Source organism: Kitasatospora sp. NPDC050543 (genome assembly GCF_044457565.1).
In the GTDB taxonomy this organism is placed as follows: domain Bacteria; phylum Actinomycetota; class Actinomycetes; order Streptomycetales; family Streptomycetaceae; genus Kitasatospora.
The window spans coordinates 166,165-190,307 of record NZ_JBITGZ010000003.1 but is presented as its reverse complement, the minus strand read 5'-3'; the positions used below and the strand labels follow the sequence as shown (position 1 = coordinate 190,307).

Here is a 24,143-nt window from a genome sequence, read left to right as displayed (position 1 = left end):
GATCGCTCGCGTGTGCGACCGGGTGCGCCACGACCCGGCCGTGGAGGGGGCGGCCGGGTCGGGCCGCCGGGTCCGCCGGCCGGTGCCCGGGGCTGCCGGCGGCTCCCGTCCTGCCCGTCGGGTCCGAGGCGCCGGCTGCACGATCTCGTTCGAACCCCTCGGGCCTCGCCCGGGATCGTGGCCGCGCGGGGGCGTCCCCCTCCGTCGGCTCGGACTGGGAGACCGCCCCGAGACCCAGATCAAGTGGGCCCTGGACTACGTGAACGGCCGCTACGGCAGCCCGAACGCCGCCTGGTCCTTCTGGCAGCACCACCACTGGTACTGATCGCCGGCCACCGCCCCCGGTCGTGCCACGCCGCAGCCCCCGTACCGTTCGCCGGTACGGGGGCTGCGGCGTGTGCTCCGGGTGATCGGGACGGGTCAGGGTGCTCAGGGGGCGGGGCACAGGGTCGCGCGCAGCGCCTCGATGATCTTCTCGGACTTCTCCGGGCCGAACCCGTCCGGGTGGTTGGGCGAGGTGAAGCGCTGGTTGGCCAGTTCGACCAGCTTGGCTTTGTCCTTGGGGAACTGGAAGATCGACTGGCACTGGTTGCGGGCCCGGTCGGCGGCCTTGTCAGGCCTGCCGCCGACGATGTCGGGGTCGATCGCGTCGAGGGCGGCCACCAGCTTGGCGATGGTGGGGGCGTCGGGCCGGGCGGGCAGTCCGAGGTCGGCCGGGGGCGAGGGCTTGGGCGGGTCGGCCGGCTTGGCCGAGTCGCCAGGGGCCGCCGGCGTCGCGGCCGACGTGGGTGCGGTGCCCGGGGCCGGAGGTGCGGCCGTCGTTCCCGCGGGGCTCGCGGAGTCCGTGGACCCGGCCGTGGCGCCGGTGGCCGCGGTGCTGCCCGCCGAGCTCGGCGCGCCGGTCGCGGCAGCCGGGGAGGAGGAGTTGGCGGAGGTGGTGGTGCCGCTGCTGGAGCAGGCCGCGAGGCTCAGAGCGGCGGCCGCGGTGGCGGCGGTGACGAGGGCTCGTATGCGCATCCCGTCACGGTGTCATGTCCGCGCCCCCGGCCACCAGCCGTTGTGGCGATCTTTCAGGGGCGCCCGCTCGCCGCCACGAGGGGCGCGGCGGCCCGTACGGGCGCCACGAGGGTGTTCCCCGCCCTTCGAGCGGAGAACACCCTCGTCAACGTGAGGCCGTGGGTGAGCCTCAGCCCAGGTTGTTGGCCTTCAGCCAGTCCTTGGCCACCGCCGACGGGTCCTCCTTGTCGACGGCGACGCGCTTCATCAGCGCCGTCAGCCCCGCGGTGTCCAGCTTGGCCGACACCGCGTTGAGCGCGCCGGCCGTCGTCGCGTCCACCCCGGCCTTGTACACCAGCGGGGTGACGTTCTGGGCGCCGAAGACGTTCTTCGGGTCGGCCAGCGCGACCAGCTTGAACTGGACCACCTTCGGGTCGGTGGTGAACACGTTGCCGACCTGGACCGCGCCGTCCTTGATCGCGTTCGCGGTGGTGTCGCCGGTCGGGCGCCACTCCTTGAGGGTCAGCCCGTAGACGTCCTTGAACTGCTGCTCGCGGCGGGACTTGAACTCCGGCGGCCCGCCGATGACGAGGTTCGGGGCCTGTGGCGCCAGGTCGGTGATGCTCTTCAGGTTGTACTTGTCCGCCGTCTCCTGGCTGACGGTCAGCGAGTCCTTGTCCTCGGCGGCCGCGGAGTCCAGGACGCCCAGCGAGGCCGGCAGCGTCTTGGCCAGCGCCGCGTTCACCTCGTCCTTGGTGACCGCAGTCGTCTTCGGGTCCAGGTAGCCGAGCAGTGCGCCGTTGTACTCGGGCAGGACGGTCAGGCTGCCGTTCTGCAGCTGCCCGTAGAGCACCTCGCGGCTGCCGATGTTGAACTTCTCCTCGACCTTGACGCCCTTGGCCTTCAGCGCCTGCGAGTAGATCGAGCCGAGAAGTACGTTCTCGGGGAAGTTCGCCGAGCCGACCACCACGGTCGACCCCGAGCCGCCGCCCGAGGCCGAGGAAGAGAGCGGGTTGCCGCCGGAGGAGCCGCACGCGGTGGCGCCCAGGGCGAAGGCGGCCAGGGTGGCGGCGGCGAGCGCCCGGCGGGCAGTTCTGCGGTGATGGCCCATGGTCATGGGATCGGTCCTTTCGTAGGGGTGGGGCATGGTCAGCGGGGCGGGCGCTGCTGGGCGCGCAGGCCGGCGGGCAGCGCGTACCGGCCCAGCAGGGCGAAGAAGAGCTGGGCGGCCAGCGCGAGCAGCACCACGAGCAGCGCGCCGCCCGCGGTCACCGCGTAGTCGCGGGTGGCGAGCCCGTCGATGACGTACCGGCCGAGGCCGCCCAGGCCCACGTACGCGGCCACCGTCGCGGTCGCGATGACCTGCACGGTCGCGGTCCGGAACCCGGCCAGCAGGCTGGGCAGCGAGGACGGTACGCAGACCTGCCACAGCACCTGGCGGTGTGTCATCCCGATGCCGCGGGCCGCGTCCCGGGCGTCCGGATCGGTGGCGCGCACGCCCTCCACGGCGGCCACCAGCAGCGGCGGCGCGGCGAGCGCGACCAGTGCGACCAGGACGGCGCTGTCGCCGACCCCGGCGAGCAGGACGGTCAACGTCACCAGCCCGAGGGTGGGCAGGGCCCGGGTCGCGCCGGCCGCGCCGGTCGCCACCGCGACGCCGCGCCCGGTGTAGCCGATCAGCAGACCGAGCGGGACGGCGAGCACGGCCGCGTACAGCAGCGCCTCGCCGCAGAACACCAGGTGCTCCAGGACCCGGTTGAGGATGGAGTCGGGCCCGCTGCGGCGGTCGGGCGAGGAGAAGAAGTCGCCGAGCCAGGAGATCCAGTTCACCGGACCACCGCCTTCTCGCGCACGGCCCACGGCGCCAGCAGCCGGCGGGCCGTCAGCAGCACCAGATCGCAGGCCAGGGCGAGGGCGGCGGTCAGCACGATGCCCACGATGATCGGGGTGTAGAAGGTCCGCTGGTACCCGTCGATGAACAGGTACCCGAGGCCGCCGCGCCCGATCAGCGCGCCCACGCTGGCCAGCGAGATGCTGGACACGGTGGCGACCCGCAGCCCGGCCACCAGGTACGGCACGGCGGCGGGCAGCTCGACGGCGACCAGCCGGTGCCAGGGCCCGTACCCCATCGCGGTGGCCGCCTGCCGGACGGGCTCGGGCACCGCGCGCAGCCCGTCCACGGTGGTGGGCAGCAGCACGGCGATGACGTAGAAGGTCAGCGGGATCATCACGGTCGCCTGGGCGGCCAGCCCGGTGTACGGGATCAGCACCACGAAGACCGCCAGCGAGGGCAGCGCGTAGACCACGTTGAAGACGGCGGCGACCGGCTGGTAGAGCCGGGTGAAGCGGGCGCAGGCGATCGCGAGCGGCAGTGCGATCACCACGCCGATCAGCACCGGCACGAGCGCGATCACGGCGTGGTCGAGCAGCAGCTCGCGGAAGTAGCCGAGGTGGTCGCCGACCCAGTACCAGCGGACGAGGGGCTCAGTCTCCACCGGGCGCCTCCTTGCCGGCGGAGGGGGCCGCGGGGCCGGGCCCGGCGGCGAGGGCGTCGAGCACGGCCTCCCGGCTCGCCGTCCCGATCGCCCGGCCCTCCTCGTCCAGGGCGACGGCGACGCCCGCGGGCGAGAGCACCGCGGCGTCCAGCGCGGTGCGCAGGGTGTCGGTGGCGGGCCGGTAGCCGGGGACGGGGTGCAGTTCGGGCGAGCCGGTGCGGTCGATCCAGCCGATCGGGCGGCGTGCGTCGTCGAGCGTCAGCTCCCAGCCGCCATGGCGCAGCCCGTCCTGGAGCGGGCGGGTGGTGATGGCGGCGGCCGGGCGCAGGCCCAGGCCCCGCAGGCCGCGGTCGCGGCCCAGGAAGGCGGCCACGCCCTCGTCGGCGGGGGACGTCAGCAGGGTGTGCGGGTCGGCGAGTTGGGCGATCTCGCCGTGGTTGCGCAGCACCACCACCTGGTCGCCCAGCCGGACGGCCTCCTCGATGTCGTGCGTGACGAACAGCACGGTCTTGTGCAACTCGGACTGCAGGCGCAGCAGTTCGTCCTGGAGCCCGGCGCGGACCACCGGGTCGACGGCGCTGAACGGCTCGTCCATCAGGAGCACCGGCGGGTCGGCGGCGAGTGCCCGGGCCACGCCTACGCGTTGCTGCTGGCCGCCGGAGAGCTGGAAGGGGTAGCGCCTGGCCGTCTCCGGCGCGAGCCCGACCAGCTCCAGCAGCTCGTCGGCCCGGGCGCGGGCCTTCTTGCGGTCCCAGCCCAGCAGGTAGGGCACGGTGGCGATGTTGTCGATCACCCGGCGGTGCGGGAAGAGCCCCGCCTGTTGGATCACATAGCCGATGCCCCGGCGCAGCTTGGCCGCGTCGAGCCGGGCGACGTCGGTGCCGTCCAGCAGCACCCGGCCCGAGGTCGGTTCCACCATCCGGTTGACCATCCGCAGGAGGGTGGTCTTGCCGCAGCCGGAGGGGCCGACCAGCACGGTTATCCGTCCGGTCGGGACATCCAGGTCGAGGCCCCCGACGGCGATGGTGCCGTCGGGGTGGCGCTTGCCCGCGCCGTCGAATCTGATCACTGAGGCTTCCTAGCTGTGGCGCCGTGGCGCCGATCGTCCCGGTTGTCCGGTTGCGGGTGTACGTGCGGGCGCTCTGCCGCCCGCGTGGTTGCCCACCTTCGGACCGGCGGAAACCTTGATCAGGCTACGACCCCGTTCCTCTCCCGTCTGTCATTTACTTACCGTCCAGAACGTCATTCAGTCGACTTATCGCCTGATCCGGAAGGAAGTCGTAAGGAAGTTGGCAAGAAGTCGTCGGGAGTTGGAAGGGAAGCCTGCAGAACCGTGGCAGGAGCCGCGTCGGAGCCGGGCGGGAGCCGAGGAGGACCGGACCGACCTGGCGTCAGCTTGCGGGGCGTCAGGCGGATGGCCGGCGTCGGGTCGGCGCCGGGTGTGCTCCGGTCAGCCGCCCGGGCGGGTGGGCAGTCCGGCCGCCGCCCAGCCGACGAAACCGCCGTCCAGATCGGTGGCCCGGTGCAGGCCCAGCTCGCGCAGCGAGGCGGCGGCCAGACTGGAGGCGTAGCCCTCGGAGCAGACCACGATCACCTCGACGTCGTACCCGTGCGCCTCGGGGACGCGGTGGCCGCTGGTCGGGTCGAGCCGCCACTCCAGGACGTTGCGCTCGACGATCAGCGAGCCGGGGATCTCCCCCTCGCGGGCGCGCTGCGCGGCCGGCCGGATGTCGACCAGCAGCGCGCCGTCCTGTTGCGCGTCGTACGCCGCGCGGGCCCGCGGCCGGTGCACGCCCTCGCGGGCGCGCTCGATCAGGTCGTCGATGGTGGTCACCACTGTTCCGGTCCTTCCTTGGAGGTGCGGACGAGGCCGCCGGCCCGCAGCTCGTAGTGCGACATCTCGCTCAGCGGCGGCGAGTAGGCGTGCAGGGTGACGGCGGGGCCCGAGGCGGTGTTGCGCACGTCGTGCAGGTACTCGGGGCCGAAGGCGCGGGTGGTGCCTGCCGGGAGACGACGCACCAGCAGGCCCTGGTCGGCGCCGCCGAGCGAGAGCTCCTCCAGCTCACCGAGTGCGACGGTGAACGCGCCGCGCGCGCCGCCGTGGTCGTGGAACCCGGTGGACTGGCCGGGCAGCCAGCTGATCAGCCAGACCTCGTGGTCCTCGCCGGCCTCCAGCCGCCGGTACCAGCGGTCGTCGGTGGAGAGTCTGACGTGCTGGATCCACCGCTCGGGCCGCTCGGCCAGCTCACGGACGATCCTTCGCAGGGCATTCGGGGAGAGCGGCCCGCCGGCTCCGGCAGGCAGGTCCGTCCCGCCCGGTGCGGGGCCCGCGGCCGGTTCGGGGCCCGCGGCGGGCGCGCGGTTGTGGTCGTCGGCGCGGCGGCCGGCCGGCGCGTGGGTCGGCTCAGGTGCGAGGTCCAGGCTCATACGGCGTCCTCGGGGATGGCTGCGGAGGACGGCGGCAGCCCGCGCAGGGGCGGGCGCCGCCGAACGGAGAACGGGGTTGATCAGGGGTGTGCGACAACGGCCCTGGAGAGCGTCACAGGGCGGGAGCCGGCCGGGGGCCGAGCGTCAACAGGCACACATGGAGCTCGCCTGGCGTCGCAGATCGACGTGCAGGCGGCATACCAGGGCGGTGCCGGAGTCCATGAGCCGATGGTTCACGACAGGACGACGGCACGTCAAGCCGTGTCCGCGATCCGGGAGTGTTGCCACAGCGCCCGGGCCGGCGGGCCCGGCCGGCCGGGGCAGGCGCTCAGAGCGCGTCCAGCCGGGCGGCGGCCCGCTCGCCGAGGTACTGCCCGAGGCTCTGGTAGGCGTCGAACTGGCTGTGGTCGAACCACTGGTCGCTGGTGCTGTCCCGGGGGAAGACCGGGTGCGAGACGGCGTAGGAGTGCAGCTGGTAGGGCATGTCCGCGGTGAGCGAGGCGCGCGCCACGACCAGGGTGCCGTGCCGCCCGCAGGGTCTGCCGTCGATCTCCAGCTCGCGCGGGTAGAGGATGTCGCCGGTGATCACCGCCGACGCGGAGAGCCTGGCGCCGAGCTGGGCCAGCAGGGACGCCGGGGCCGTGGCCGGGTCGGCACTGCCGGGGGTGAGGGCCTCCGGGTGGTGCAGCGTGATGGTGATGCCGAGCTCCTCCTGGGCGAGGGTGATCGCCTGGGCGAGGGTGGTGGCGAACGGCGGGGTGTCACCGCTGGCGTCGATGCACACCGCCGTCCGCACACCCTGGCGCAGCAGCTCCACCAGCCCCAGGTTCTCGTAGTGTCCGCCGTCGGTGGCCAGCAGGAAGCGGTCGTCCATCGGGTACCGTCCGCACAGCTCGCGCAGCAGGTACGGCAGCCGGCGGACGGCCGGCTGCGAGGCGAAGCGCCAGTCCCGGCCGGGCTTCCAGAGGGTGGCGAGCGCCGCCGGGTTGGGCAGCCAGGTGCCGAGCCTGGCGTTGGTGACGGCGAACAGCCGTTGGAACGCCCTGGCCTGACGACCCATCGCGGAGGAGAACGCGGCGCCCGAGACGGCCATCGCCGACTGCACGGTCAAGTCCCGGGCGATGTGCCGCCGGGTGCGCTCCTCCAGGCAGGAGGTCTTGGCGTACCCGATGTCCGGGCCGCCCACGTAGTCGTGGGAGAGGGTCAGCGAGACGGCGTGCCGGCCCGGGGGAGTGCGGTCGCTGCCGGAGAGGTTGGCGGCGGCTGCGAAGATCACTTGCGGGAAGCCATCGTGCCGTCGGCCGTACCAGCTGAGGCTGGTCTGCTCCGCGGCGAAGTCGTACGGGCGGGCGAGGCGCTCGCCGTCGGGCTCGGTGGCGCGGCGCACCGCGAACGCCGAGGCCAGCCGCAGCCGGTAGAACGGGTGCAGGCTCAGCCAGGTCTGGTCCAGGTTGAGCCCGACCAGCCCCAGCATCGCGGGCAGCGTGATCTGCGCGCCGACGGGCCAGGACCGCCCGGTCGCGATCGCCCAGCCCAGTGCGAGCAGGGACACCACGGCCAGCAGGGTGAGCACGGCCCACACCACCAGGTACTGGGCGATCCCGGTGGAGACCGCCGCGCGGGTCAGCTGCGGGCTGCCGCTGAGTGCGGCGCGCAGCCCGGCGACGCCGTGGCCGACCCGCTGCCGGCCGCGCCACAGCGTGCCGAGCAGCACGGCGGCGTAGCTGACCAGCACGGTGAGGCTGACGCCAGCGCCGGTCTGCGGGGCGCCGACCTCCAAGCCTTGCTGGAGCCGGACGGCCACCCAGGCGATCGAGGGGACCACCACCACACCGGCGACCAGCAGCAGGGCCAGCCCTATCGAGCCCTGGAACACCGCGCGCAGCGTCCTCGGCAGCTTGTGCTTCCACCCCAGGGTGGTGAACGCGAGCAACCACAGCAGCCAGCCGGCCACCGCGCACACCAGCAGCGCGAGGACGGCCAGCACCGCCGGCCGGCGGAAGTCCAGCGCCGGCAGCGTGGCGTCGGCGGGCGTGCGCAGCCCCACCGCGGCCAGCGGGTCCAGTGCGGTGAGCGGCACCAGGTGGTACGCCCAGCTCAGCGCGAGGCCGGTGACCAGGACGGTCGCCAGCAGCAGGGCCATCCCGGCGAGCAGCCCGCGCAGCAGCACCCCGAGGGCGACCAGCCACTGGGCCGTGCCGTCGGCCAGGTACTTGGAGTGCCGGCGCAGGTGGTCCTCCTCCGGGGAGCCCGGTTCGAGGACTTCTGCGCTCGTCAGGGCGGCGTCGATCGGGGCCTTGACCCCGCTGCCCGGTGCCGAGCCGCTGAGCGCGAGCTGCATGGCGCCCACGGTGTAGCCGCCGCCGGAGACCGAGACCAGGTAGCGGGCCCGCAGCAGCCAGGGGCGCAGCGCCTGGAGGGCGCCGAGGCTGACGCAGGCCGAGCGGATGCCGCCGCCCGAGACGCAGAAGCCGAGCTCGGCGTCGCCCCGGCCGGGCGGCACCAGGGCGCCGTTGCGCCAGCGGGCCTCGCGCTCCAGCGGGCCGTGGGGGCGGGCGCCCGGCGGCCAGCGTTCGCCGTGTGCCACGGCCACCGGCCAGGGCGGGACCACCTCCGGGGCCTGCGGGTCCTGGCCGGCCGGGCCGCCGTCGCCCTCCTGCCCGTCCTGCCCATCCCGCCCCGCCTGCCCCTGGGGCGCCGCGGCCGGCAGCGCGTCCCCGCGGCGCAGCCCGTGCAGGACGGCCCGGCCCGCCCTGGTGAGTGTGACGGTGAGGCAGACCAGGGCCACGGGGACGGCGACGCCCAGCAGCAGCCACTTGACCGTGGCCAAGGCCGTCGCCAGCGCGAACGGCAGGTCCGGGCCCGCCGCCAGGTGGTCCAGGCCCTGCTGGAGCAGCACGTTCTCCACCACGTCGCAGGCGCCGGCCAGCACGGCGGCACCGGCGGCCGCCCAGGCCACCCGCCGCTTGCGGTGCTGGGTGAAGACATAGGCGCCGAGCAGGCCGCCGGCCGCCAGCGTGAGCGTGTAGCCGGCCAGCAGGAAGTAGTCGGCGTGCAGGGCCGCCCGGAAGTCACCGGCGGCGGTGCCGACCACCTGCTGCGCCGCGGCCCGGCTGCCGGCCAGCTGGAGCCCGACGTCGTCGACGGCCGGGGCCAGCCGGGCGAAGACCACCGCGCCGACGGTGAGCGGCACCAGCGCGGCAGGCACCAGCAGGGCGCCCAGCCAGGCGGGCACCCGTGGTTCGGTACGAGGATCAGCGGCCACGCTCACCTCCCGGTGACCATCGGTCAGCGGTCCGTGACAGACGGAGTCAGCATCATGACGGCTGCGCACCCCGAGCGCAGCGCCTGCGGCGCGAAACCATCCGAATGGCCTATCTCCGCTGGAGCGAAACCTGCCGAACACCGGTACGGCGCCCGGGGCCGGAGTGAACCACGCGGCACAGGAGTATCGAACGCGCACCCGGGGTAGATGACGGTCTCACCTGATACGGATCTCCCCGCGTGTCCGCGTGAGCAGATCGGCCCCACCGCATCGCGTCCGACGTATTGTCAGGCCACCGGTGCCGGGCCTACGGTCTACGCACGTAGATCCGCCCTGCTGACCACAGACCGGCCGGCCCGCCCCCGACGGGCCACGGAGTTGCGGAGGTAACCATGTCGCAGATCGTCCGCGCTGCCCTCGTCCAGACCAAATGGACCGGCGACCAGGAATCCATGATCGCGCTGCACGAGCGCTACGCCCGGGAGGCCGCCGACCAGGGCGCCCAGGTCATCGGCTTCCAGGAGGTCTTCAACGCCCCCTACTTCTGCCAGGTGCAGGAGCCCGAGCACTACCGCTGGGCCGAGGCCGTCCCCGACGGCCCCACCGTCACTCGGATGCAGTCCCTCGCCCGCGAGCTCAACCTCGTCATCGTGGTGCCCGTCTACGAGGAGGAACAGCCCGGCGTCTACTACAACACCGCCGCCGTGATCGACGCCGACGGCAGCTACCTCGGCAAGTACCGCAAGCACCACATCCCGCAGGTCAAGGGGTTCTGGGAGAAGTACTACTTCAAGCCCGGAAACCTCGGCTGGCCCGTCTTCGACACCGCCGTCGGCAAGGTCGGTGTCTACATCTGCTACGACCGGCACTTCCCCGAGGGATGGCGCGCGCTCGGCCTGGCCGGCGCACAGATCGTCTACAACCCCTCCGCCACCAGCCGCGGTCTCTCCGCCTACCTCTGGCAGCTGGAGCAGCCCGCCGCCGCCGTCGCCAACGAGTACTTCGTCGCGGCGATCAACCGGGTCGGCACCGAGGAGTACGGCGACAACGACTTCTACGGCACCTCCTACTTCGTCGACCCCCGCGGCCAGTTCGTCGGTGAGCCGGCCTCCGACAAGGAGGAGGAGCTGATCGTGCGCGACCTCGACCTCGCGATGATCGAGGAGGTCCGCCAGCAGTGGGCGTTCTACCGCGACCGCCGCCCGGAGGCGTACGGACCGCTGGCCCAGGCCTGAGAGGAGGGCGACAGCCATGACCCGCACCGTGATCCGGGGCGGCCTGGTGATCACCGCCGGCGAGGAGCTGTACGCCGACGTGCTGATCGAGGGCGAGCGGATCGCCGCCCTGGCCGCCACCGGCAGCTCCGCCGCCGAGGCCTGGAGCGCCGACACCGCCATCGACGCCACCGGGCACTACGTCATCCCCGGCGGGGTCGACGCGCACACCCACATGGAGCTGCCCTTCGGCGGCACCGCCGCCTCCGACACCTTCGAGACCGGCACGCGCGCCGCCGCCTGGGGCGGCACCACCACCATCATCGACTTCGCCGTCCAGCCCGTCGGCGGCTCGCTGCGCGAGGGCCTGGACGCCTGGCACGCCAAGGCCGAGGGCAACTGCGCCATCGACTACGGCTTCCACACCATCGTCTCCGACGTCAACGAGGCCGTGCTCAAGGAGATGGACCTGCTGGTCGACTCCGGCGAGTCCAGCTCCTTCAAGCTCTTCATGGCCTACCCCGGCGTCTTCTACAGCGACGACGGCCGGATCCTGCGCGCCATGCAGCGCGGCGCCGCCAACGGCGGGCTGATCATGATGCACGCGGAGAACGGCATCGCCATCGACGTCCTGGTCGAACAGGCCCTGGCCGCCGGCCAGACCGACCCCCGCTACCACGGCGAGGTCCGCCGCGAGTTGCTGGAGGCCGAGGCCACCCACCGCGCCATCAAGCTCGCCCAGGTGGCCGGCAGCCCGCTCTACGTCGTGCACGTCTCGGCGGCCTCGGCCCTGGCCGAACTCGCCCAGGCCCGCGACGCCGGCCTCAACGTCTTCGGCGAGACCTGCCCGCAGTACCTCTTCCTCTCCACCGACAATCTCGCCGAACCCGGCTTCGAGGGCGCCAAGTACGTCTGCTCCACCCCGCTGCGCCCGCGCGAGCACCAGGAGGCGCTCTGGCGGGGGCTGCGCACCAACGACCTCCAGGTGGTCTCCACCGACCACTGCCCGTTCTGCTTCTCCGGGCAGAAGGAGCTCGGCCGGGGCGACTTCTCCAAGATCCCCAACGGGCTGCCCGGGGTGGAGAACCGGATGGACCTGCTGCACCAGGCCGTGGTCGAGGGCCGGATCAGCCGCCGCCGCTGGATCGAGATCGCCTGCGCCGCGCCCGCCCGGATGTTCGGCCTCTACCCCCGTAAGGGCACCGTCGCCCCCGGCGCCGACGCGGATCTGGTGATCTACGATCCCGTCGCCGTGCAGACCGTCTCCGCCGCCACCCACCACATGAACGTCGACTACTCGGCGTACGAGGGCCGCCGGCTGACCGGCCGCTCCCGCACCGTCCTGTCGCGCGGCAGTGTCGTCCTGGACGACGGCAGCTGGCTCGGCCGGGCCGGTCACGGCGCGTTCCTGCGCCGCGACACCTGTCAGTACCTGCTCTGATCCCCCGTCACCGCGTCTCCCGGGGCCGGTCGGCCGGCCCCGGGCGGCCCCGGCATTCCCTCAGGAGTGGTGAAACCCATGGACATCGGCCTCGTCCTGCAGACCGACCCGCCCGCCCGCCTGCTGATCGACCGCATGGTCCGCGCCGAACAGGCCGGCTTCAGCCACGGCTGGACCTTCGACTCCTGCGTGCTGTGGCAGGAGCCCTTCGTCATCTACAGCCGCATCCTCGCCGCCACCGAGCGCCTCACCGTCGGCCCGATGGTCACCAACCCGTCCACCAGGACCTGGGAGGTGACGGCCTCCCTCTTCGCCACCCTCAACGACATGTACGGCAACCGCACCGTCTGCGGCATCGGCCGTGGCGACTCGGCGATGCGCGTCGCCGGCCGCCGCCCCGCCACCCTGGCCCGGCTCTCCGAGGCCATGCACGCGATCAAGGAGCTGGCCGAGGGCCGCACGGTCGAGGTCGACGGGACCGAGATGCACCTGCCCTGGGTCAAGGACGGCGCGCTGCCCCTCTGGATGGGCGCGTACGGGCCCAAGGCACTGGCGCTGACCGGCCGGCAGGCCGACGGCTTCATCCTCCAGCTCGCCGACCCCTACCTCACCGAGTACATGGTCAAGGCCGTCCGCAAGGCCGCCGCCGAGGCCGGCCGCGACCCCGACGCCCTCACCATCTGCGTCGCCGCGCCCGCGTACGTCACCGCCGACGACTCGCCCGAGAAGCTCGCCCACGCGCGCGAGCAGTGCCGCTGGTTCGGCGGCATGGTCGGCAACCACGTCGCCGACCTGGTCACCCACTACGGCGAGCACTCCGCGCTGGTACCCGAGGCCCTCACCGAGTACATCAAGGGCCGCCAGGGCTACGACTACAGCCACCACGGCCGCGCCGGGAACCCCGACACCGCCTTCGTGCCGGACGAGATCGTCGACCGGTTCTGCCTGATCGGCCCGCCGGACGCCCAGCTGGCCAGGCTCGAACAGCTGCGCTCCCTGGGCGTCGACCAGTTCGCCGTCTACGCCATGCACGACGGGATCGAGCAGACCATCGACGCCTACGGCAGCGACGTCATCCCGAGGCTCTCGGCGGCCTGAAACCGCCCCGGGACCGATGACGCGTCCCCCCGGCAGCCCCGAGACCCCGCGAACCGAGGTGGCCCCGATGCCCTCCACCGCACCGTCCCAGTCCGACTCCCCGGCCGCCCAGCAGACGTACCCCGACGGCCGGGTCGCCCTCGCCGAAGGGGTGGTGCTCGACGATCCCCGGTTCGCCAACGACGACCTGGCGCCGGTGCCGGTCGAGCGCCGTACCTGGGGTGTCTACAACTACCTGGCCCTCTGGGTCGGCATGGCGCACAACATCCCCTCCTGGACCCTGGCCTCGAGCCTGGTCGCGCTGGGGATGGACTGGAAGCAGGCGGTGCTCACCATCGCACTGGGCAACCTCGTGGTGCTGGCGCCGATGCTGCTGACCGGACACGCGGGAACGAAGTACGGCATCCCGTTCCCGGTCTTCGCCCGCGCGTCGTTCGGGCTGCACGGGGCCAACCTGCCGGCGCTGCTGCGGGCGGCCGTGGCGTGCGCCTGGTTCGGGATCCAGACCTGGATCGGCGGCGAGGGCATCTTCCTGCTCGCGGGCAAGCTGTTCGGCTCCGGCTGGCAGACGGCCGGGGAGATCGCGGGACACCCCTGGACGCTCTGGCTGTCCTTCGGTGTCTTCTGGCTGATCGAGATCGCGGTGGTCGTCCGCGGCATGGAGACGCTGCGCCGGTTCGAGAACTGGGCGGCGCCGTTCGTGATCGTCGGCGCGCTGGCGATGCTGGTGTGGATCGCGGTGAAGGCGGGCGGCTTCGGCCCGCTGCTGAGCCAGCCCTCCGCGCTCGGCTGGGGGAGCGAGTTCTGGAAGGTCTTCTTCCCGGCCCTGATGGGCATGATCGGCTTCTGGTCGACGCTCGCGCTCAACATCCCCGACTTCACCCGCTTCGGGGGCAGCCAGCGCGCCCAGATCCGCGGGCAGGCCCTGGGGCTGCCGACCACGATGACGCTCTTCGCGCTGCTGTCGGTGCTGGTCACCTCCGGCTCGCAGGCGGTGTACGGCACCCCGATCTGGGATCCGATCGAGCTCGCCGCGAAGATGGACAGCATCCCGGGCACGCTGTTCGCGCTGCTGGTGGTGCTGGTCGCGACCCTGTCGGTGAACATCGCGGCGAACGTCGTCAGCCCCGCGTACGACCTGTCGCACCTCGCCCCACGCTTCATCAACTTCCGCACCGGCGCGCTGATCACGGGTGTGGTCGGGATCGCCATCATGCCGTGGAAGCTGATCGCCGACCCGCACGTGTACATCTTCACCTGGCTCGGCGTCGTGGGCGGGCTGCTCGGCACCGTCGCGGGCGTCCTGATCGCCGACTACTGGCTGATCCGGCGCACCCGGCTCGCGCTGGGCGAGCTCTACCGCGCCGGCGGCCGGTACTGGTACGCCGGCGGCTGGAACTGGCGCGCGGTGCTGGCCCTGCTCGTCGGCGGTGTCCTCGCGGTGGGCGGCTCCTACTCCACCGTCGACGCCACCGGGGCCAGACAGGGGCCGTTCCCCGTCGACGGTCTCATCCCCGTCCTCAAGCCGCTCGCCGACTACGGCTGGGCCGTCGAGTTCGCCTCCGCCCTGCTCCTCTACACCCTGCTCAGCCCCGGCGCGCGGCGCAGACCCTGACCCGCTCGGCCCGTGGGCGGCGCACGGAGTGGATGTCGGGTCCAGGTTCGCCCGGCGGCGCCGGGGCGGGGTGCAACCGGCCGTCCGGCGGGCGCGTCCTACCCCGCGAGGCGGCCGCGAGTGGGGTCGCGCAGTGGAGGGCGGGAAGACGGTATGGGCATCATCGCTTGGATAGTCCTGGGCCTGCTGGCCGGAGCCATCGCCAAGTTCCTGCTGCCGGGTCGGGACCCCGGTGGCCTGATCGTGACCACGCTGATCGGCGTCGCCGGGTCGTTCGTCGGCGGCTGGATCTCGTCCCGGGTCTTCGACCGCCCTGTCTCGGCGCACTTCTTCGACCTGGCCACCTGGGGGTCGGCCATCGGAGGTGCGCTCGTCCTGCTGATCATCTACCGGATCCTCTTCGGCAACTCCCGTCGCTGACGGCCGCCGGGCGGGGGCGGGGCCGGACGTCGGCCCCACCCCCGCCTGCGAACGTGAGGCCGCGCACGTCCTGCGTACGTCAGGCCGCCGCGTCCAACCCGTCCGGCAGGCTCTCGCGGGCGTCGAGCCAGAGCTGCGGTACGCCGCCCAGGCCGGTCCGGGCGGCGACCACCCCGGCCGCGATGGCGCAGGTGGTGTCCATGTCGCCCCAGCCGCCCACGGTCTGCCAGATCGCCTCGGGCAGCGAGTCCGGCTGACCCGCCGCGGACCACAGCGCGAACGGCACGGTGTCCGGGGCCGAGATCCGCAACCCTGAGCCGAGCACCACCGCGGCGTGACGCACCGACGTCCGCGCCGGCAGCCCGGCCGCCACCCGCAGACCCGACCTGACGTCGCTGTCCGGCAGCCGGGCGGCGATCTCGGTCAGGAACTCCGTCCGCCCCGGCGCGGTGCCGCCCCGGCTGCGCACGGCCAGCGCCGCACCCAGTGCGACCGCCTGCGCGCCGACCACAGCCTCCGGGTTGAAGTGCGTGGTGAGCGCCTGCAGCCGGGCCTGCTCGGCGACCGTGTCGAGGTCGTCCGCGAACCAGGCGCCCAGCGGCGCCACCCGCATCGCCGCGCCGTTGCCGTACGAGCCCTGGCCGCCGAACAGCCCCGAGGTGACCACCCGCCAGTCGGCGCCTTCCTGGATCGCGCGCAGCACCTGATGCATGGACGGGCCGTACTTGCGCCCGTACTCGGCGGTGTACGCGGCGGCGAAGCCGCGCGCCAGCTCGTCCTGCCTGATCTCGCCGTGCCGGACGAGGTGTTGGACCAGCACCACGGCCATCGCGGTGTCGTCGGTCCAGTGCCACGGCGCCTGGCGTGGGATGCGGGCGGCCAGCTCGGTGGCGGCCTCGTCGGTCGGGACGGAGAACCAGCGGTCGCCGAAGGCGTCGCCCAGCGCGAGACCGTGCAGGCTGTCTACGGCCGGGGTGGGCGCGCGCATGGTGTCCTCCGGGTGAGACCGACTGGTGGCAGCAGTCTGCCCGTCGGGCCGTGCGGTGGGCGAGGGGATTTCGCCGGTGCCGGGGCGCCGGCGGTGGGGTTGCGGCGGTGGGGTTGGGGCCGGTGCTGCGCCGGGTTCCCGCCGGGGTCAGGAGGCGCGCAGGCCGTTGAGGAGCAGCGCCCAGAGGGCCTCGAAGTCGGCCTCGGCCCTGGGGTCGGCCCACTCGGCGGCGTGCGCGGGGTCGTGGAAGTGCGCGGTGGCCTGGAATACGGCCCGGGCCACCGTGCCCACATGGGTGGGGGTGAACTCGCCCTGGTGGATGCCGTCCTGGATGATCGTGCCGATCTGCGCGGTGAGCGTCTCCAGATGGGCGTCGACGGTCGTGCTGGACTCGGTGATCAGGGTCATGTATGTCGCGAACAGCTCGGGATCGTCCAGCGCCTTCTTCCGCTTGGCGGCGAACAGGGTCGCCAGCCAGCGGTGCAGGCGCTCCACGGCCGGGCCGCGCTCGACGGTGATCGAGGCCAGGCGGTTGTGCGACTGCTCCAGCCAGCGCTGGGTGACGGCCTCGCGCAGGGCGGCCTTGCTGGGGAAGTGCCGGTAGACGCTGCCGTGGCTGACGCCCAGGGTGCGGGCGATGTCCACGACGGTGGCCTTGCCCGGTCCGTACCGCCGCAGGACGTCCTCTGCCGCGCTCAGGATCTGCTCGGGGGTGAGTGCGTTGTCCGTGGTCACGGGGAGGTACGTCCTTACGGGTGGTGCGGCGGCGGCGTGGTGCGGCGGGGTGGGGCGGGTCAGCGCTCGCTGTCGAGGAAGGCCATCTGTGCGGCAGCGTACCGGTCGCCGGCGGCGGCTCCGGCGGGGACGGCGGACTCGATGGCGGCCAGATCCGCCGCGTTGAGGGTGACGGCCAGCGCTCCGAGGGCCTCGGTGAGGCGATCGCGGCGCCGGGCGCCGACCAGCGGGACGATGTCCTCGCCGCGCGAGGCGACCCAGGCGATGGCCACCTGCGCCACGCTCGCGCCCCGGGCCTCGGCGATCGCGCGCAGCGCCTCCACCAGGTTCAGGTTGTGGCTCAGGTTCTCGCCCTGGAAGCGCGGGCTGGCGCCGCGGAAGTCCGTCGCGGCGATCTCCCGGTCGTTGCTCCAGTGGCCGCTGAGCAGGCCGCGGGAGAGCACGCCGTAGGCGGTGATGCCGATACCGAGCTCACGGGCGGTGGGCAGGATCTCGTCCTCGATGGAGCGGGAGATCAGCGAGTACTCGATCTGCAGGTCGCTGATCGGGTGGACGGCGGCGGCGCGGCGCAGGGTCTCGGCGCCCACCTCGGAGAGGCCGATGTGGCGGACGTAGCCGGCCTTCACCAGGTCGGCGATGGCGCCGACGGTCTCCTCGATCGGGACGTTCGGGTCGAGCCGGGCCGGGCGGTAGATGTCGACGTGGTCGGTGCGCAGGCGGCGCAGGGTGTACGCGAGGGCGGTCCTGGTGGCGGCGGGGCTCGCGTCGTAGCCGAGCCAGCTGCGGTCGGGGCCGCGCTGGGCACCGAACTTCACGCTGATCCGGACGTCCTCGCGGTTGCGCCCGCGCAGCGCCTCGTGGATCAGCAGTTCGTTGTGGCCCATGCCGTAGAAGTCGCCGGTGTCGAGCAGGGTGACGCCCGCGTCGAGGGCGGCGCGAATGGTGGCGATCGACTCCGCGTCGTCGGCGGGCCCGTAGAGGTCCGACATTCCCATGGTGCCGAGGCCGAGCACGGAGATGACGGGGCCGGTGGCGCCGAGGGTGCGGGTGGGGATCGGGGTGGAGGTCACGGTGAGCTCCCGGGAGTGGGTGGGGACGGGGTGGCCGGCTGGTCTCAACTATGGCATGACGGATGACAGATTTCAACATCTGTCATCCGACACTCGTCATCGGTCATCGGTCATCGGTCGGTGGTCGGTGGTCATCGGTCAGCTGACCTCCGGCGTCTGTTGTCCGTCCTCGCGATTCGCGTCGCCCGACGATGTCCGCTTTGCCATGGCGCGCCCGCCGGGAGGAGGCTGGAGGTGTACGGGACCGGGTTACGCCCGAACGTGCAGATGCGCCGGGCCCCGGCCCTCAGGAAGGGGTGAGCCCCGTGAGGATGCTGTTGACGGCACAGATGTCGACCGAGGCGACGAACGAGGCGATCAAGAGCGGCTCGCTACGGGCGACCATGGAGGCGTTCATGAAGAACAACCAGCCGGAGGCCGCCTACTTCGGTACCGAGGACGGTCGGCGGACCGCGTTCTTCGTCCTCGACCTCAAGGACAGCTCCGAGATGCCCAGGATCGCCGAGCCGCTGTTCATGGAGTTGGGCGCCAAGATCCAGTTCCGCCCGGTGATGAACCCCGAGGAGTTGGCGCGAGGCCTCGACGCGATCGAGCGCCGCTGACCTGCGCGACCGGAATCGTCACGGGAGCGTGGGCAAGCGGCGGCGCGGTGCTCAGTCGCTGACGTGGCTGGGATTCTCGTACGACAGGTCCGCGTACTCGGGGTGCCGGAGCATCCAGCCGCTGATGAACGGGCAGGTCGCCAGTACCGGCAGACCGCGCCGCCGGGCGTCGTCCAGCGCGGCCCGGGCCAGTGTGCTGCCCACACCCTGGCCGGCGAACTCGGGCCCGACCACCGTGTGCGGATAGACCACCAGGCGATCGCTGCGGACGTACTCGGCGAACCCCGCGAGTGCGTCGCCGGCCCACGCCTCGAAGCGGCTGTTCGCTGCGGCGTCCCGCACGGTGACGGTCATGGCGGGCTCCTCCCGTCCGGATGCGGAGCCGGGCCGGCCCCGGTCCATCATCGAGGCGCGGTCGCCACCCCGCCCGCCGGACAGCGCGCCGGACCGTTCACCTCACCTCACCTCCCCGGCGGCCGGCGGCCCGGCGGACCCGCACGCCCGGCGCATGGAGGCGCCGCGCACGGGCAACCCTGACGTCGCTCCGTGGCGCGCGCCCCTGCCCTGCTTCGTGCGCCCTCATCGCGCCCCCGCTCGTCCGCAGGGCCCACCGGCCCCCGGACGCGCCGGACCCGGCCCGCCGAGTGCCGCATTCATACCCGGCGCCGGGCCCCGCGCACGATGGGTCGCACGGGTCCGGGGTGCCCGGTCGCCCCTCACCCATCCGGCGTGGATCGGGCCCGCCTCGGGCGGTTGCGCTGCCGATCGGGGGCGAGCGGTCCATGGTGGAGGTGGGCGCGATCCGGCGACCGCGCTCGCGCGCCGATCCAGGCCCGTACGCCGCATGCCCTGCGCCGATCGTCCCGGCGGGGCCGCGAGGAGGGGCCGGGCCCGACGCGCTGGGACCAGGGCCACCTCGCAGGAAACCGAACGGTTCTTCTAGGCTCACTTCTCGGCTTCCCCGGCGTGGCGCCGCTCACTGCACCACTGCCGCACGGAAACCGCGTCCACGGGGCTCCGGGCCGAACCGGGGCTACCGGATCGAGCGAGGAGAGCGCAATGTTGCCAAGCATGCCGCCCGGCCGTTCCACCGCACACGGGCCGAGCGGGCCCTGTGGGTCCGCAGGGTCGGCCGGAGCGTTCCCGACCGCGGCCGGGCAGGAGCGCCCCGGACACCACGCGCGATCAGGCGGGCTCGGACACGCCCACGGTCCGCTGAGTACCGGCGGCGGCCGCGGAGCCGTCCGATGAGCCGCCCCGCCGTCAGGCCGCCCGCCGCTCCCGCGGTCAAGTCCACCACCACATCCACCACCACAGCCACAGCCACGCCCGTCCCGGCGTCCGCGACCACCTCCGGGCTCGGCTCGGCCGCCGACGGCGGCCCGCGCCCGCTCTCCGCCAACGGCAGCACCGCGCTGACGGCCGCCGCGGGCACCGCCCCGACGGCGGGCGCCACCGCCGCACTGCCCGGCCTGCCGCGCGCGCTGAGCTCCAGGGCCCGCACGCTGGCCGGCGCCGTCCGCCGCCGCTGCGCCGACCTCGCCCGGATGGAGTCACCCAGCGGGGACGCGCCCCGGCTCGACGCGCTGGCCGAGGAGCTCGGCGCGGGGTTCCGGGCCACCGGGGCACTGGTGCGGCGCGAGCCCGGCCCCGCCGGCGACCACCTGGTCGTGGAGTGGGCCGGCCAGGACGAGAGCCTGCCGCACCTCCTGGTGGTCGGCCACCACGACACCGTCTGGCCGGTCGGCATCCTGGACGAGTGGCCGGTCGCCGAGCAGGACGGGCTGCTCAGCGGCCCGGGCGTGCTCGACATGAAGGCCGGGCTCGCCCTGCTGGAGGGCGCGTTCGCGCTGCTCGCCGACCTCGGGCAGCGCCCGCACCGGCCGGTGCGGCTGGTCGTGGTGTCCGACGAGGAGGTCGGCAGCCCGGACGGCAAGCGCCTGGTCGAGCGCCAACTCCCCGGTGCGGCCGCGATCCTGGGCCTGGAGCCGCCGCACCCCGACGGCCGGGTCAAGACGGCCCGCCGGGGCACCGCGCGGGTGCGGCTGACCGTCACCGGCCGGGAGGCGCACGCGGGCAACGACGCGGCCGAGGGAATCTCGGCGGTGGACGAGCTCGTCGACCAGCTGGTCGCGGTACGCGGTCTGGTCTGCCACCCGGGCACCGAGCTGAACACCGGCCGGATCAGCGGCGGCAGCCGGCCCAACGTGGTCGCCGGCCGGGCCGAGGCCGAGCTCGGGCTGCGCTTCGCGACCGCCGAGGCGCAGCGCCGTACCCTCGACCACCTGGCCCACCTGACCGCGCTGCGGCCCGGCGCACGGGTGCGCACCGAGGTGCTCTCCAGCCGCCCGGCCTGGCCGGAACGGTCCGGGAACCCGCTGCTGCGGCACGTCCGCTCACTGGCGGCGGTGCTCGGCCAGCAGTTGGACGGCGCACCGGCGGGCGGTGCCGGCGACACCAACCTGCCGGGCGCGCGCGGTCTGCCGACGCTGGACGGTCTGGGTGCGGTGGGGGCCGGGGCACACGCCCGGCACGAGCACATCCGGGTGGACGAGCTGGCGCCGCGGATCGCGCTGCTGGCCGCGCTGCTCGCCGTCCCGCTCCCGCGCCTGAAGGACCGGCCGACGCCCTGACCGGCCGGACACCCGCCGACCGGTCGCACGCCCCGCTGACCGGCCGGACACCTGGCCGGCCCGGTGTCCCCCGGCCGGCCGCCGGCCGCCGGCCGGTCCCACAGCGGTCCCACCGGGCCCGTCGCCCCGCACTCCGCAGGCGGCGGGCCCTCGGCGTTCGCGCGCCCCGGGGCCTCAGCCCGCTGCGGGCCCGGCCTCGCCGTCCTGGTCCGCCCCGCCGACCCCTTCGGCCCTGCCGACCCCTTCGGCCCCGCCGAGCCTGCCGCGCTCCCCGTCCCCGGCCTCTGCCAGCAGAGGGAAGATCCGGCTGACGGCCGCGACCGGCTCCGTGCCGGGACGCGGCCCCCGCTCCCGATAGGGCGCGATGAGCCGCCGTACGGCCGCCGCGAGCTCCGCCGCCTCCTCGGGTGTCAGATGCAGTACCGCGCTGAACGCGTCGTCCTTGCGCCAGGCGGCCGGGGCCTGCGGCCGGTGGGCCAGCCAGCGCCGGTAGCCGGTGTCCTCCAGGTCCCTGGCGAGCCGGTCGAAGTCCTCGGCGGCCGCCGGGGCCGGTTCGTCCCAGCGCAGCCGCCAGGGGCGGGCCCGGCCGTCGGTCGGCGGAGCCTCCTCGATCAGGCCGTGTCGGGCGAGCTGCCGCAGGTGGAAGGAGCAGAGCCCGGAGCTGTGGCCCAGCAGGTGGGCGGCCTGGGTGGAGGTGAGGGTGCCGTGCTCGGCGATCAGGTCCAGCAGCGCGATCCGCACGGGATGGTCGGGGAGCCGGCGGGTCGTCCGGCTGTGCGGGAGGGCGGTCTCTTCATCGGTCACTTTGCAAAGATGCTACTTTGCAAAGCACTTGGCAAGCCGCCCGGCAGCAGCTGCGACAGCGGGTCGGACGGGCGTGCCTCCAGTGCCGGACGGACGAGACGAAGGGGGTGCCGCGATGGCCCTGCGGCCGAAGCAGCGGATGGTGGACCGGCGGGTCAGGGTGCAGGGGGAGCCGGTGGACTCGTACCCGGCGCTTGCCCCGGAGGTGCTGCGCGGCTCGGTGCGGCGGATCACCGTGGTGGGCGAGGAGGTGCTGCACCGGGGGTCCAGGGAGGTCGTCGACTTCGGCACGCCGGAGCTGTCGGCCCTGATCGACGACATGTTCGCCACCATGCACGTCGCGGAGGGCGCGGGGCTGGCGGCCAATCAGGTCGGTGTGGACCTGCGGCTGTTCGTCTGGGACTGCACCGACGAGGACGGGGTGCGGCACGTGGGGCACATTGTCAATCCCGTACTGGACGAGGAGCCGGCCGCCGGGCGCAGGCTGGTCGTGACCGATGAGGGCTGCCTCTCCGTGCCCGGCCCGTACCTGGAGGTGGCCCGGCCGGACCACACCGTGGTGCGCGGGCAGGACAAGGCGGGCAGGCCACTGGTGATCGAAGGTCGCGGCTACTTCGCCCGGTGCCTCCAGCACGAGGCCGACCACCTGAACGGCGGGCTCTATCTGGACCGGCTCTCCGCGCGTGACCGCCGGACGGCACTGCGGCGGATGGAGGAGCAGCGCGGGGACGTCTTCGCCGGGCGCGTGGCGCGTGCCCGGGCGCTGGAGGCGCTCCGGTAGCCGCTCGCGGGGCCAGCCGCTCCGCGGGCCATTCCCGCCGAGAGCCGAGAGCCGAGAGTGCCGAGCAGCCGGGAACCGACGGTGGCCGGCCGGCGGGGGCGGGCCGGGCACCCGCGCTGACCAGGGGCGGGCGTGTTCGCGCCCGCCCCTGCCTTGTCAGGGGGTGGTCGTACCCCGCACAATGGAACCGACCGAACGGTCAGTCGGGTGGAAGCGACCGAGTGGGAGTCGTGGTGACAGCAGAAGTGGCCGAGCCTGCCCTGGAGGGGCGGTTCGACGAGGTGATCGCTGCGGAGCAGCGGATCGAGCCTCGCGACTGGATGCCCGAGGCCTACCGGGCGACGCTGATCCGGCAGATCGCCCAGCACGCGCACTCCGAGATCATCGGCATGCAGCCCGAGGGCAACTGGCTGACCCGCGCGCCGTCCCTGCGGCGCAAGGCGATCCTGCTCGCCAAGGCGCAGGACGAGGCCGGGCACGGCCTCTACCTCTACGCCGCCGCCGAGACCCTGGGCGTGGACCGCGCCGAGCTCACCGAGAAACTGATCTCCGGGCGGCAGAAGTACTCCTCGATCTTCAACTACCCGACCCTCACCTTCGCCGACGTCGGGGTGATCGGCTGGCTGGTGGACGGCGCCGCGATCTGCAACCAGGTGCCGCTGTGCCGCTGCTCGTACGGGCCCTACGCCCGCGCGATGGTCCGCATCTGCAAGGAGGAGTCCTTCCACCAGCGGCAGGGCTACGAGCTGCTGATGACCCTGATGCGCGGCACCGAGGGCCAGCGGCGGCTGGTCCAGGACGCGGTGGACCGCTGGTGGTGGCCGTCGCTGATGATGTTCGGCCCGCCGGACGGCGACTCGCCGAACACCGCCCAGTCGATGATCTGGCGGATCAAGCGGCACACCAACGACGAGCTGCGGCAGCGCTTCGTCGACATGAGCGTCCCGCAGGCCGAGCACCTCGGCGTCACCCTCCCGGACCCGGCGCTGAGCTGGAACGAGGAGCGCGGCAGCTGGGACTTCGGCGAGCCCGACTGGTCGGAGCTCAAGCGGGTGATCCAGGGCCAGGGCCCGTGCAACGCCCAGCGGGTGGACCGCCGCCGGGAGGCCCACGAGGAGGGCGCCTGGGTCCGGGAGGCCGCCCTGGCCTACGCGGCCAAGCGCACCGCCGCCGAAGCCGCAGCGTCCACCGCGGCGCCCACCGGCGGGCGCGACACCGAGCGTGAGACCGAGCACAGAGCCGAGAACGAGGTGAACGAGCTGTGAGTGGCATCCAGGCCGGCTGGCCGCTGTACGAGGTGTTCGTCCGCCCCAGGCGCGGGCTGAACCACGTCCACGTCGGGTCGCTGCACGCGCCCGACGACCGGATGGCTCTGCTGGCCGCCCGCGACCTGTACACCCGCCGCAACGAGGGCGTCAGCCTCTGGGTGGTCCGCTCGGAGGCGATCACCGCCTCCACCCCGGACGAGCACGACCCGTTCTTCGAGCCCAGCGGCGACAAGGTCTACCGCCACCCGACCTTCTACGACATCCCCGAGGATGTCCCGCACATCTGACGGG

Annotated in this window: 23 protein-coding genes; 10 read left to right on the top strand and 13 right to left on the bottom strand. The window is 73.5% G+C overall.

Translation table 11 applies throughout. The annotated features are described in order from the left end of the window. Window positions 1–429 precede the first annotated feature (429 nt). From ACIBH3_RS05230 to ACIBH3_RS05195, 8 genes are all read right to left on the bottom strand, one after another. The gene (locus tag ACIBH3_RS05230; RefSeq protein ID WP_396310515.1) at window positions 430–1,017 is read right to left on the bottom strand and encodes a hypothetical protein; all 588 of its coding nucleotides are present in this window, start codon (window positions 1,015–1,017) and stop codon (window positions 430–432) included. Between the two features lie 169 nt (window positions 1,018–1,186). Then, window positions 1,187–2,113 carry an ABC transporter substrate-binding protein gene (locus ACIBH3_RS05225; RefSeq protein WP_396310514.1) on the bottom strand — a complete coding sequence of 309 codons (927 nt, stop codon included), beginning with the start codon at window positions 2,111–2,113 and terminating at the stop codon, window positions 1,187–1,189. Window positions 2,114–2,145: 32 nt separating this feature from the next. Then, window positions 2,146–2,826, bottom strand: coding sequence for an ABC transporter permease (locus ACIBH3_RS05220; RefSeq protein WP_396310513.1), 681 nt, complete (start codon window positions 2,824–2,826; stop codon window positions 2,146–2,148). Beyond that, complete coding sequence (locus ACIBH3_RS05215) at window positions 2,823–3,491, bottom strand: ABC transporter permease (RefSeq protein ID WP_396310512.1); 669 nt, start codon at window positions 3,489–3,491, stop codon at window positions 2,823–2,825. Before ACIBH3_RS05215 ends, ACIBH3_RS05220 begins: the two co-directional genes overlap by 4 nt. Continuing rightward, complete coding sequence (locus tag ACIBH3_RS05210; RefSeq protein ID WP_396310511.1) at window positions 3,481–4,560, bottom strand: ABC transporter ATP-binding protein; 1,080 nt, start codon at window positions 4,558–4,560, stop codon at window positions 3,481–3,483. The genes ACIBH3_RS05215 and ACIBH3_RS05210 overlap by 11 nt, the downstream gene beginning before the upstream one ends. Before the next feature lie 381 nt (window positions 4,561–4,941). Beyond that, a complete protein-coding gene (locus ACIBH3_RS05205; RefSeq protein WP_396310510.1) occupies window positions 4,942–5,328 on the bottom strand; it encodes a rhodanese-like domain-containing protein in 387 nt (128 codons plus the stop codon). Continuing rightward, window positions 5,322–5,918, bottom strand: a complete 597-nt coding sequence (locus tag ACIBH3_RS05200; RefSeq protein ID WP_396310509.1) for a cysteine dioxygenase — start codon at window positions 5,916–5,918, stop codon at window positions 5,322–5,324. Before ACIBH3_RS05200 ends, ACIBH3_RS05205 begins: the two co-directional genes overlap by 7 nt. Before the next feature lie 328 nt (window positions 5,919–6,246). Beyond that, window positions 6,247–9,183: a hypothetical protein gene (locus tag ACIBH3_RS05195; protein ID WP_396310508.1), complete on the bottom strand. Its 2,937-nt coding sequence runs from the start codon at window positions 9,181–9,183 to the stop codon at window positions 6,247–6,249. Window positions 9,184–9,575: 392 nt separating this feature from the next. On the opposite strand from ACIBH3_RS05195, the gene ACIBH3_RS05190 reads away from it, so the two are divergent. The 5 genes from ACIBH3_RS05190 (at window position 9,576) to ACIBH3_RS05170 (ending at window position 14,971) form a co-directional block, all read left to right on the top strand. After that, window positions 9,576–10,418 carry a nitrilase-related carbon-nitrogen hydrolase gene (locus ACIBH3_RS05190; RefSeq protein WP_396310507.1) on the top strand — a complete coding sequence of 281 codons (843 nt, stop codon included), beginning with the start codon at window positions 9,576–9,578 and terminating at the stop codon, window positions 10,416–10,418. 16 nt (window positions 10,419–10,434) lie between these two features. Further along, complete coding sequence (hydA, locus tag ACIBH3_RS05185; RefSeq protein ID WP_396310506.1) at window positions 10,435–11,838, top strand: dihydropyrimidinase; 1,404 nt, start codon at window positions 10,435–10,437, stop codon at window positions 11,836–11,838. A 78-nt stretch (window positions 11,839–11,916) separates the two neighbouring features. Then, the gene (locus tag ACIBH3_RS05180) at window positions 11,917–12,936 is read left to right on the top strand and encodes a TIGR03842 family LLM class F420-dependent oxidoreductase (protein ID WP_396310505.1); all 1,020 of its coding nucleotides are present in this window, start codon (window positions 11,917–11,919) and stop codon (window positions 12,934–12,936) included. A 67-nt stretch (window positions 12,937–13,003) separates the two neighbouring features. Continuing rightward, window positions 13,004–14,551, top strand: a complete 1,548-nt coding sequence (locus ACIBH3_RS05175; protein WP_396310504.1) for an NCS1 family nucleobase:cation symporter-1 — start codon at window positions 13,004–13,006, stop codon at window positions 14,549–14,551. A gap of 153 nt (window positions 14,552–14,704) precedes the next feature. Beyond that, window positions 14,705–14,971 (top strand): GlsB/YeaQ/YmgE family stress response membrane protein, encoded by a 267-nt coding sequence (locus ACIBH3_RS05170; protein WP_396310503.1) that lies wholly within the window; start codon window positions 14,705–14,707, stop codon window positions 14,969–14,971. Between the two features lie 79 nt (window positions 14,972–15,050). On the opposite strand, the gene ACIBH3_RS05165 is transcribed toward ACIBH3_RS05170, so the two are convergent. The 3 genes from ACIBH3_RS05165 to ACIBH3_RS05155 all read right to left on the bottom strand — a co-directional run bounded on the left by ACIBH3_RS05165 (window position 15,051) and on the right by ACIBH3_RS05155 (window position 17,749). Next, complete coding sequence (locus tag ACIBH3_RS05165) at window positions 15,051–15,959, bottom strand: ADP-ribosylglycohydrolase family protein (protein WP_396310502.1); 909 nt, start codon at window positions 15,957–15,959, stop codon at window positions 15,051–15,053. Window positions 15,960–16,106: 147 nt separating this feature from the next. Further along, window positions 16,107–16,694 carry a TetR family transcriptional regulator gene (locus ACIBH3_RS05160; RefSeq protein ID WP_396310501.1) on the bottom strand — a complete coding sequence of 196 codons (588 nt, stop codon included), beginning with the start codon at window positions 16,692–16,694 and terminating at the stop codon, window positions 16,107–16,109. A 59-nt stretch (window positions 16,695–16,753) separates the two neighbouring features. Continuing rightward, window positions 16,754–17,749 carry an aldo/keto reductase gene (locus ACIBH3_RS05155; RefSeq protein WP_396310668.1) on the bottom strand — a complete coding sequence of 332 codons (996 nt, stop codon included), beginning with the start codon at window positions 17,747–17,749 and terminating at the stop codon, window positions 16,754–16,756. Window positions 17,750–18,075: 326 nt separating this feature from the next. Between ACIBH3_RS05155 and ACIBH3_RS05150 the strand changes: the two genes are divergently transcribed. After that, window positions 18,076–18,366 (top strand): hypothetical protein, encoded by a 291-nt coding sequence (locus ACIBH3_RS05150; RefSeq protein ID WP_396310667.1) that lies wholly within the window; start codon window positions 18,076–18,078, stop codon window positions 18,364–18,366. Window positions 18,367–18,417: 51 nt separating this feature from the next. Here the strand turns inward: ACIBH3_RS05150 and ACIBH3_RS05145 are convergent, their stop codons facing one another. Continuing rightward, window positions 18,418–18,720, bottom strand: a complete 303-nt coding sequence (locus ACIBH3_RS05145; protein ID WP_396310500.1) for a GNAT family N-acetyltransferase — start codon at window positions 18,718–18,720, stop codon at window positions 18,418–18,420. Between the two features lie 893 nt (window positions 18,721–19,613). On the opposite strand from ACIBH3_RS05145, the gene ACIBH3_RS05140 reads away from it, so the two are divergent. Next, on the top strand, window positions 19,614–20,999 hold the full coding sequence (locus ACIBH3_RS05140; protein WP_396310499.1) for a M20/M25/M40 family metallo-hydrolase: 1,386 nt from the start codon (window positions 19,614–19,616) through the stop codon (window positions 20,997–20,999). A 174-nt stretch (window positions 21,000–21,173) separates the two neighbouring features. On the opposite strand, the gene ACIBH3_RS05135 is transcribed toward ACIBH3_RS05140, so the two are convergent. Then, complete coding sequence (locus ACIBH3_RS05135) at window positions 21,174–21,803, bottom strand: winged helix-turn-helix domain-containing protein (RefSeq protein ID WP_396310498.1); 630 nt, start codon at window positions 21,801–21,803, stop codon at window positions 21,174–21,176. A gap of 115 nt (window positions 21,804–21,918) precedes the next feature. Between ACIBH3_RS05135 and def the strand changes: the two genes are divergently transcribed. The 3 genes from def (at window position 21,919) to paaB (ending at window position 24,139) form a co-directional block, all read left to right on the top strand. Continuing rightward, entirely contained in the window at window positions 21,919–22,584 is a 666-nt protein-coding gene (gene def, locus ACIBH3_RS05130; protein WP_396310497.1) for a peptide deformylase, read from the top strand. 230 nt (window positions 22,585–22,814) lie between these two features. Further along, window positions 22,815–23,849: a 1,2-phenylacetyl-CoA epoxidase subunit PaaA gene (gene paaA / locus ACIBH3_RS05125; RefSeq protein WP_396310496.1), complete on the top strand. Its 1,035-nt coding sequence runs from the start codon at window positions 22,815–22,817 to the stop codon at window positions 23,847–23,849. Then, complete coding sequence (gene paaB, locus ACIBH3_RS05120) at window positions 23,846–24,139, top strand: 1,2-phenylacetyl-CoA epoxidase subunit PaaB (RefSeq protein ID WP_396310495.1); 294 nt, start codon at window positions 23,846–23,848, stop codon at window positions 24,137–24,139. Before paaA ends, paaB begins: the two co-directional genes overlap by 4 nt. The last annotated feature ends 4 nt before the right edge of the window (window positions 24,140–24,143 follow it).

What these genes read in the sequence shown, in the direction of transcription:
- ACIBH3_RS05230 (WP_396310515.1), bottom strand. Translation starts at nt 1,017, where the DNA reads ATGCGCATACGAGCCCTCGTCACCGCCGCCACCGCGGCCGCCGCTCTG.
- ACIBH3_RS05225 (WP_396310514.1), bottom strand. Translation starts at nt 2,113, where the DNA reads ATGACCATGGGCCATCACCGCAGAACTGCCCGCCGGGCGCTCGCCGCC.
- ACIBH3_RS05200 (WP_396310509.1), bottom strand. Translation starts at nt 5,918, where the DNA reads ATGAGCCTGGACCTCGCACCTGAGCCGACCCACGCGCCGGCCGGCCGC.
- ACIBH3_RS05190 (WP_396310507.1), top strand. Translation starts at nt 9,576, where the DNA reads ATGTCGCAGATCGTCCGCGCTGCCCTCGTCCAGACCAAATGGACCGGC.
- hydA (WP_396310506.1), top strand. Translation starts at nt 10,435, where the DNA reads ATGACCCGCACCGTGATCCGGGGCGGCCTGGTGATCACCGCCGGCGAG.
- ACIBH3_RS05180 (WP_396310505.1), top strand. Translation starts at nt 11,917, where the DNA reads ATGGACATCGGCCTCGTCCTGCAGACCGACCCGCCCGCCCGCCTGCTG.
- ACIBH3_RS05175 (WP_396310504.1), top strand. Translation starts at nt 13,004, where the DNA reads ATGCCCTCCACCGCACCGTCCCAGTCCGACTCCCCGGCCGCCCAGCAG.
- ACIBH3_RS05170 (WP_396310503.1), top strand. Translation starts at nt 14,705, where the DNA reads ATGGGCATCATCGCTTGGATAGTCCTGGGCCTGCTGGCCGGAGCCATC.
- ACIBH3_RS05165 (WP_396310502.1), bottom strand. Translation starts at nt 15,959, where the DNA reads ATGCGCGCGCCCACCCCGGCCGTAGACAGCCTGCACGGTCTCGCGCTG.
- ACIBH3_RS05150 (WP_396310667.1), top strand. Translation starts at nt 18,076, where the DNA reads ATGCTGTTGACGGCACAGATGTCGACCGAGGCGACGAACGAGGCGATC.
- ACIBH3_RS05145 (WP_396310500.1), bottom strand. Translation starts at nt 18,720, where the DNA reads ATGACCGTCACCGTGCGGGACGCCGCAGCGAACAGCCGCTTCGAGGCG.
- ACIBH3_RS05140 (WP_396310499.1), top strand. Translation starts at nt 19,614, where the DNA reads ATGAGCCGCCCCGCCGTCAGGCCGCCCGCCGCTCCCGCGGTCAAGTCC.
- def (WP_396310497.1), top strand. Translation starts at nt 21,919, where the DNA reads ATGGCCCTGCGGCCGAAGCAGCGGATGGTGGACCGGCGGGTCAGGGTG.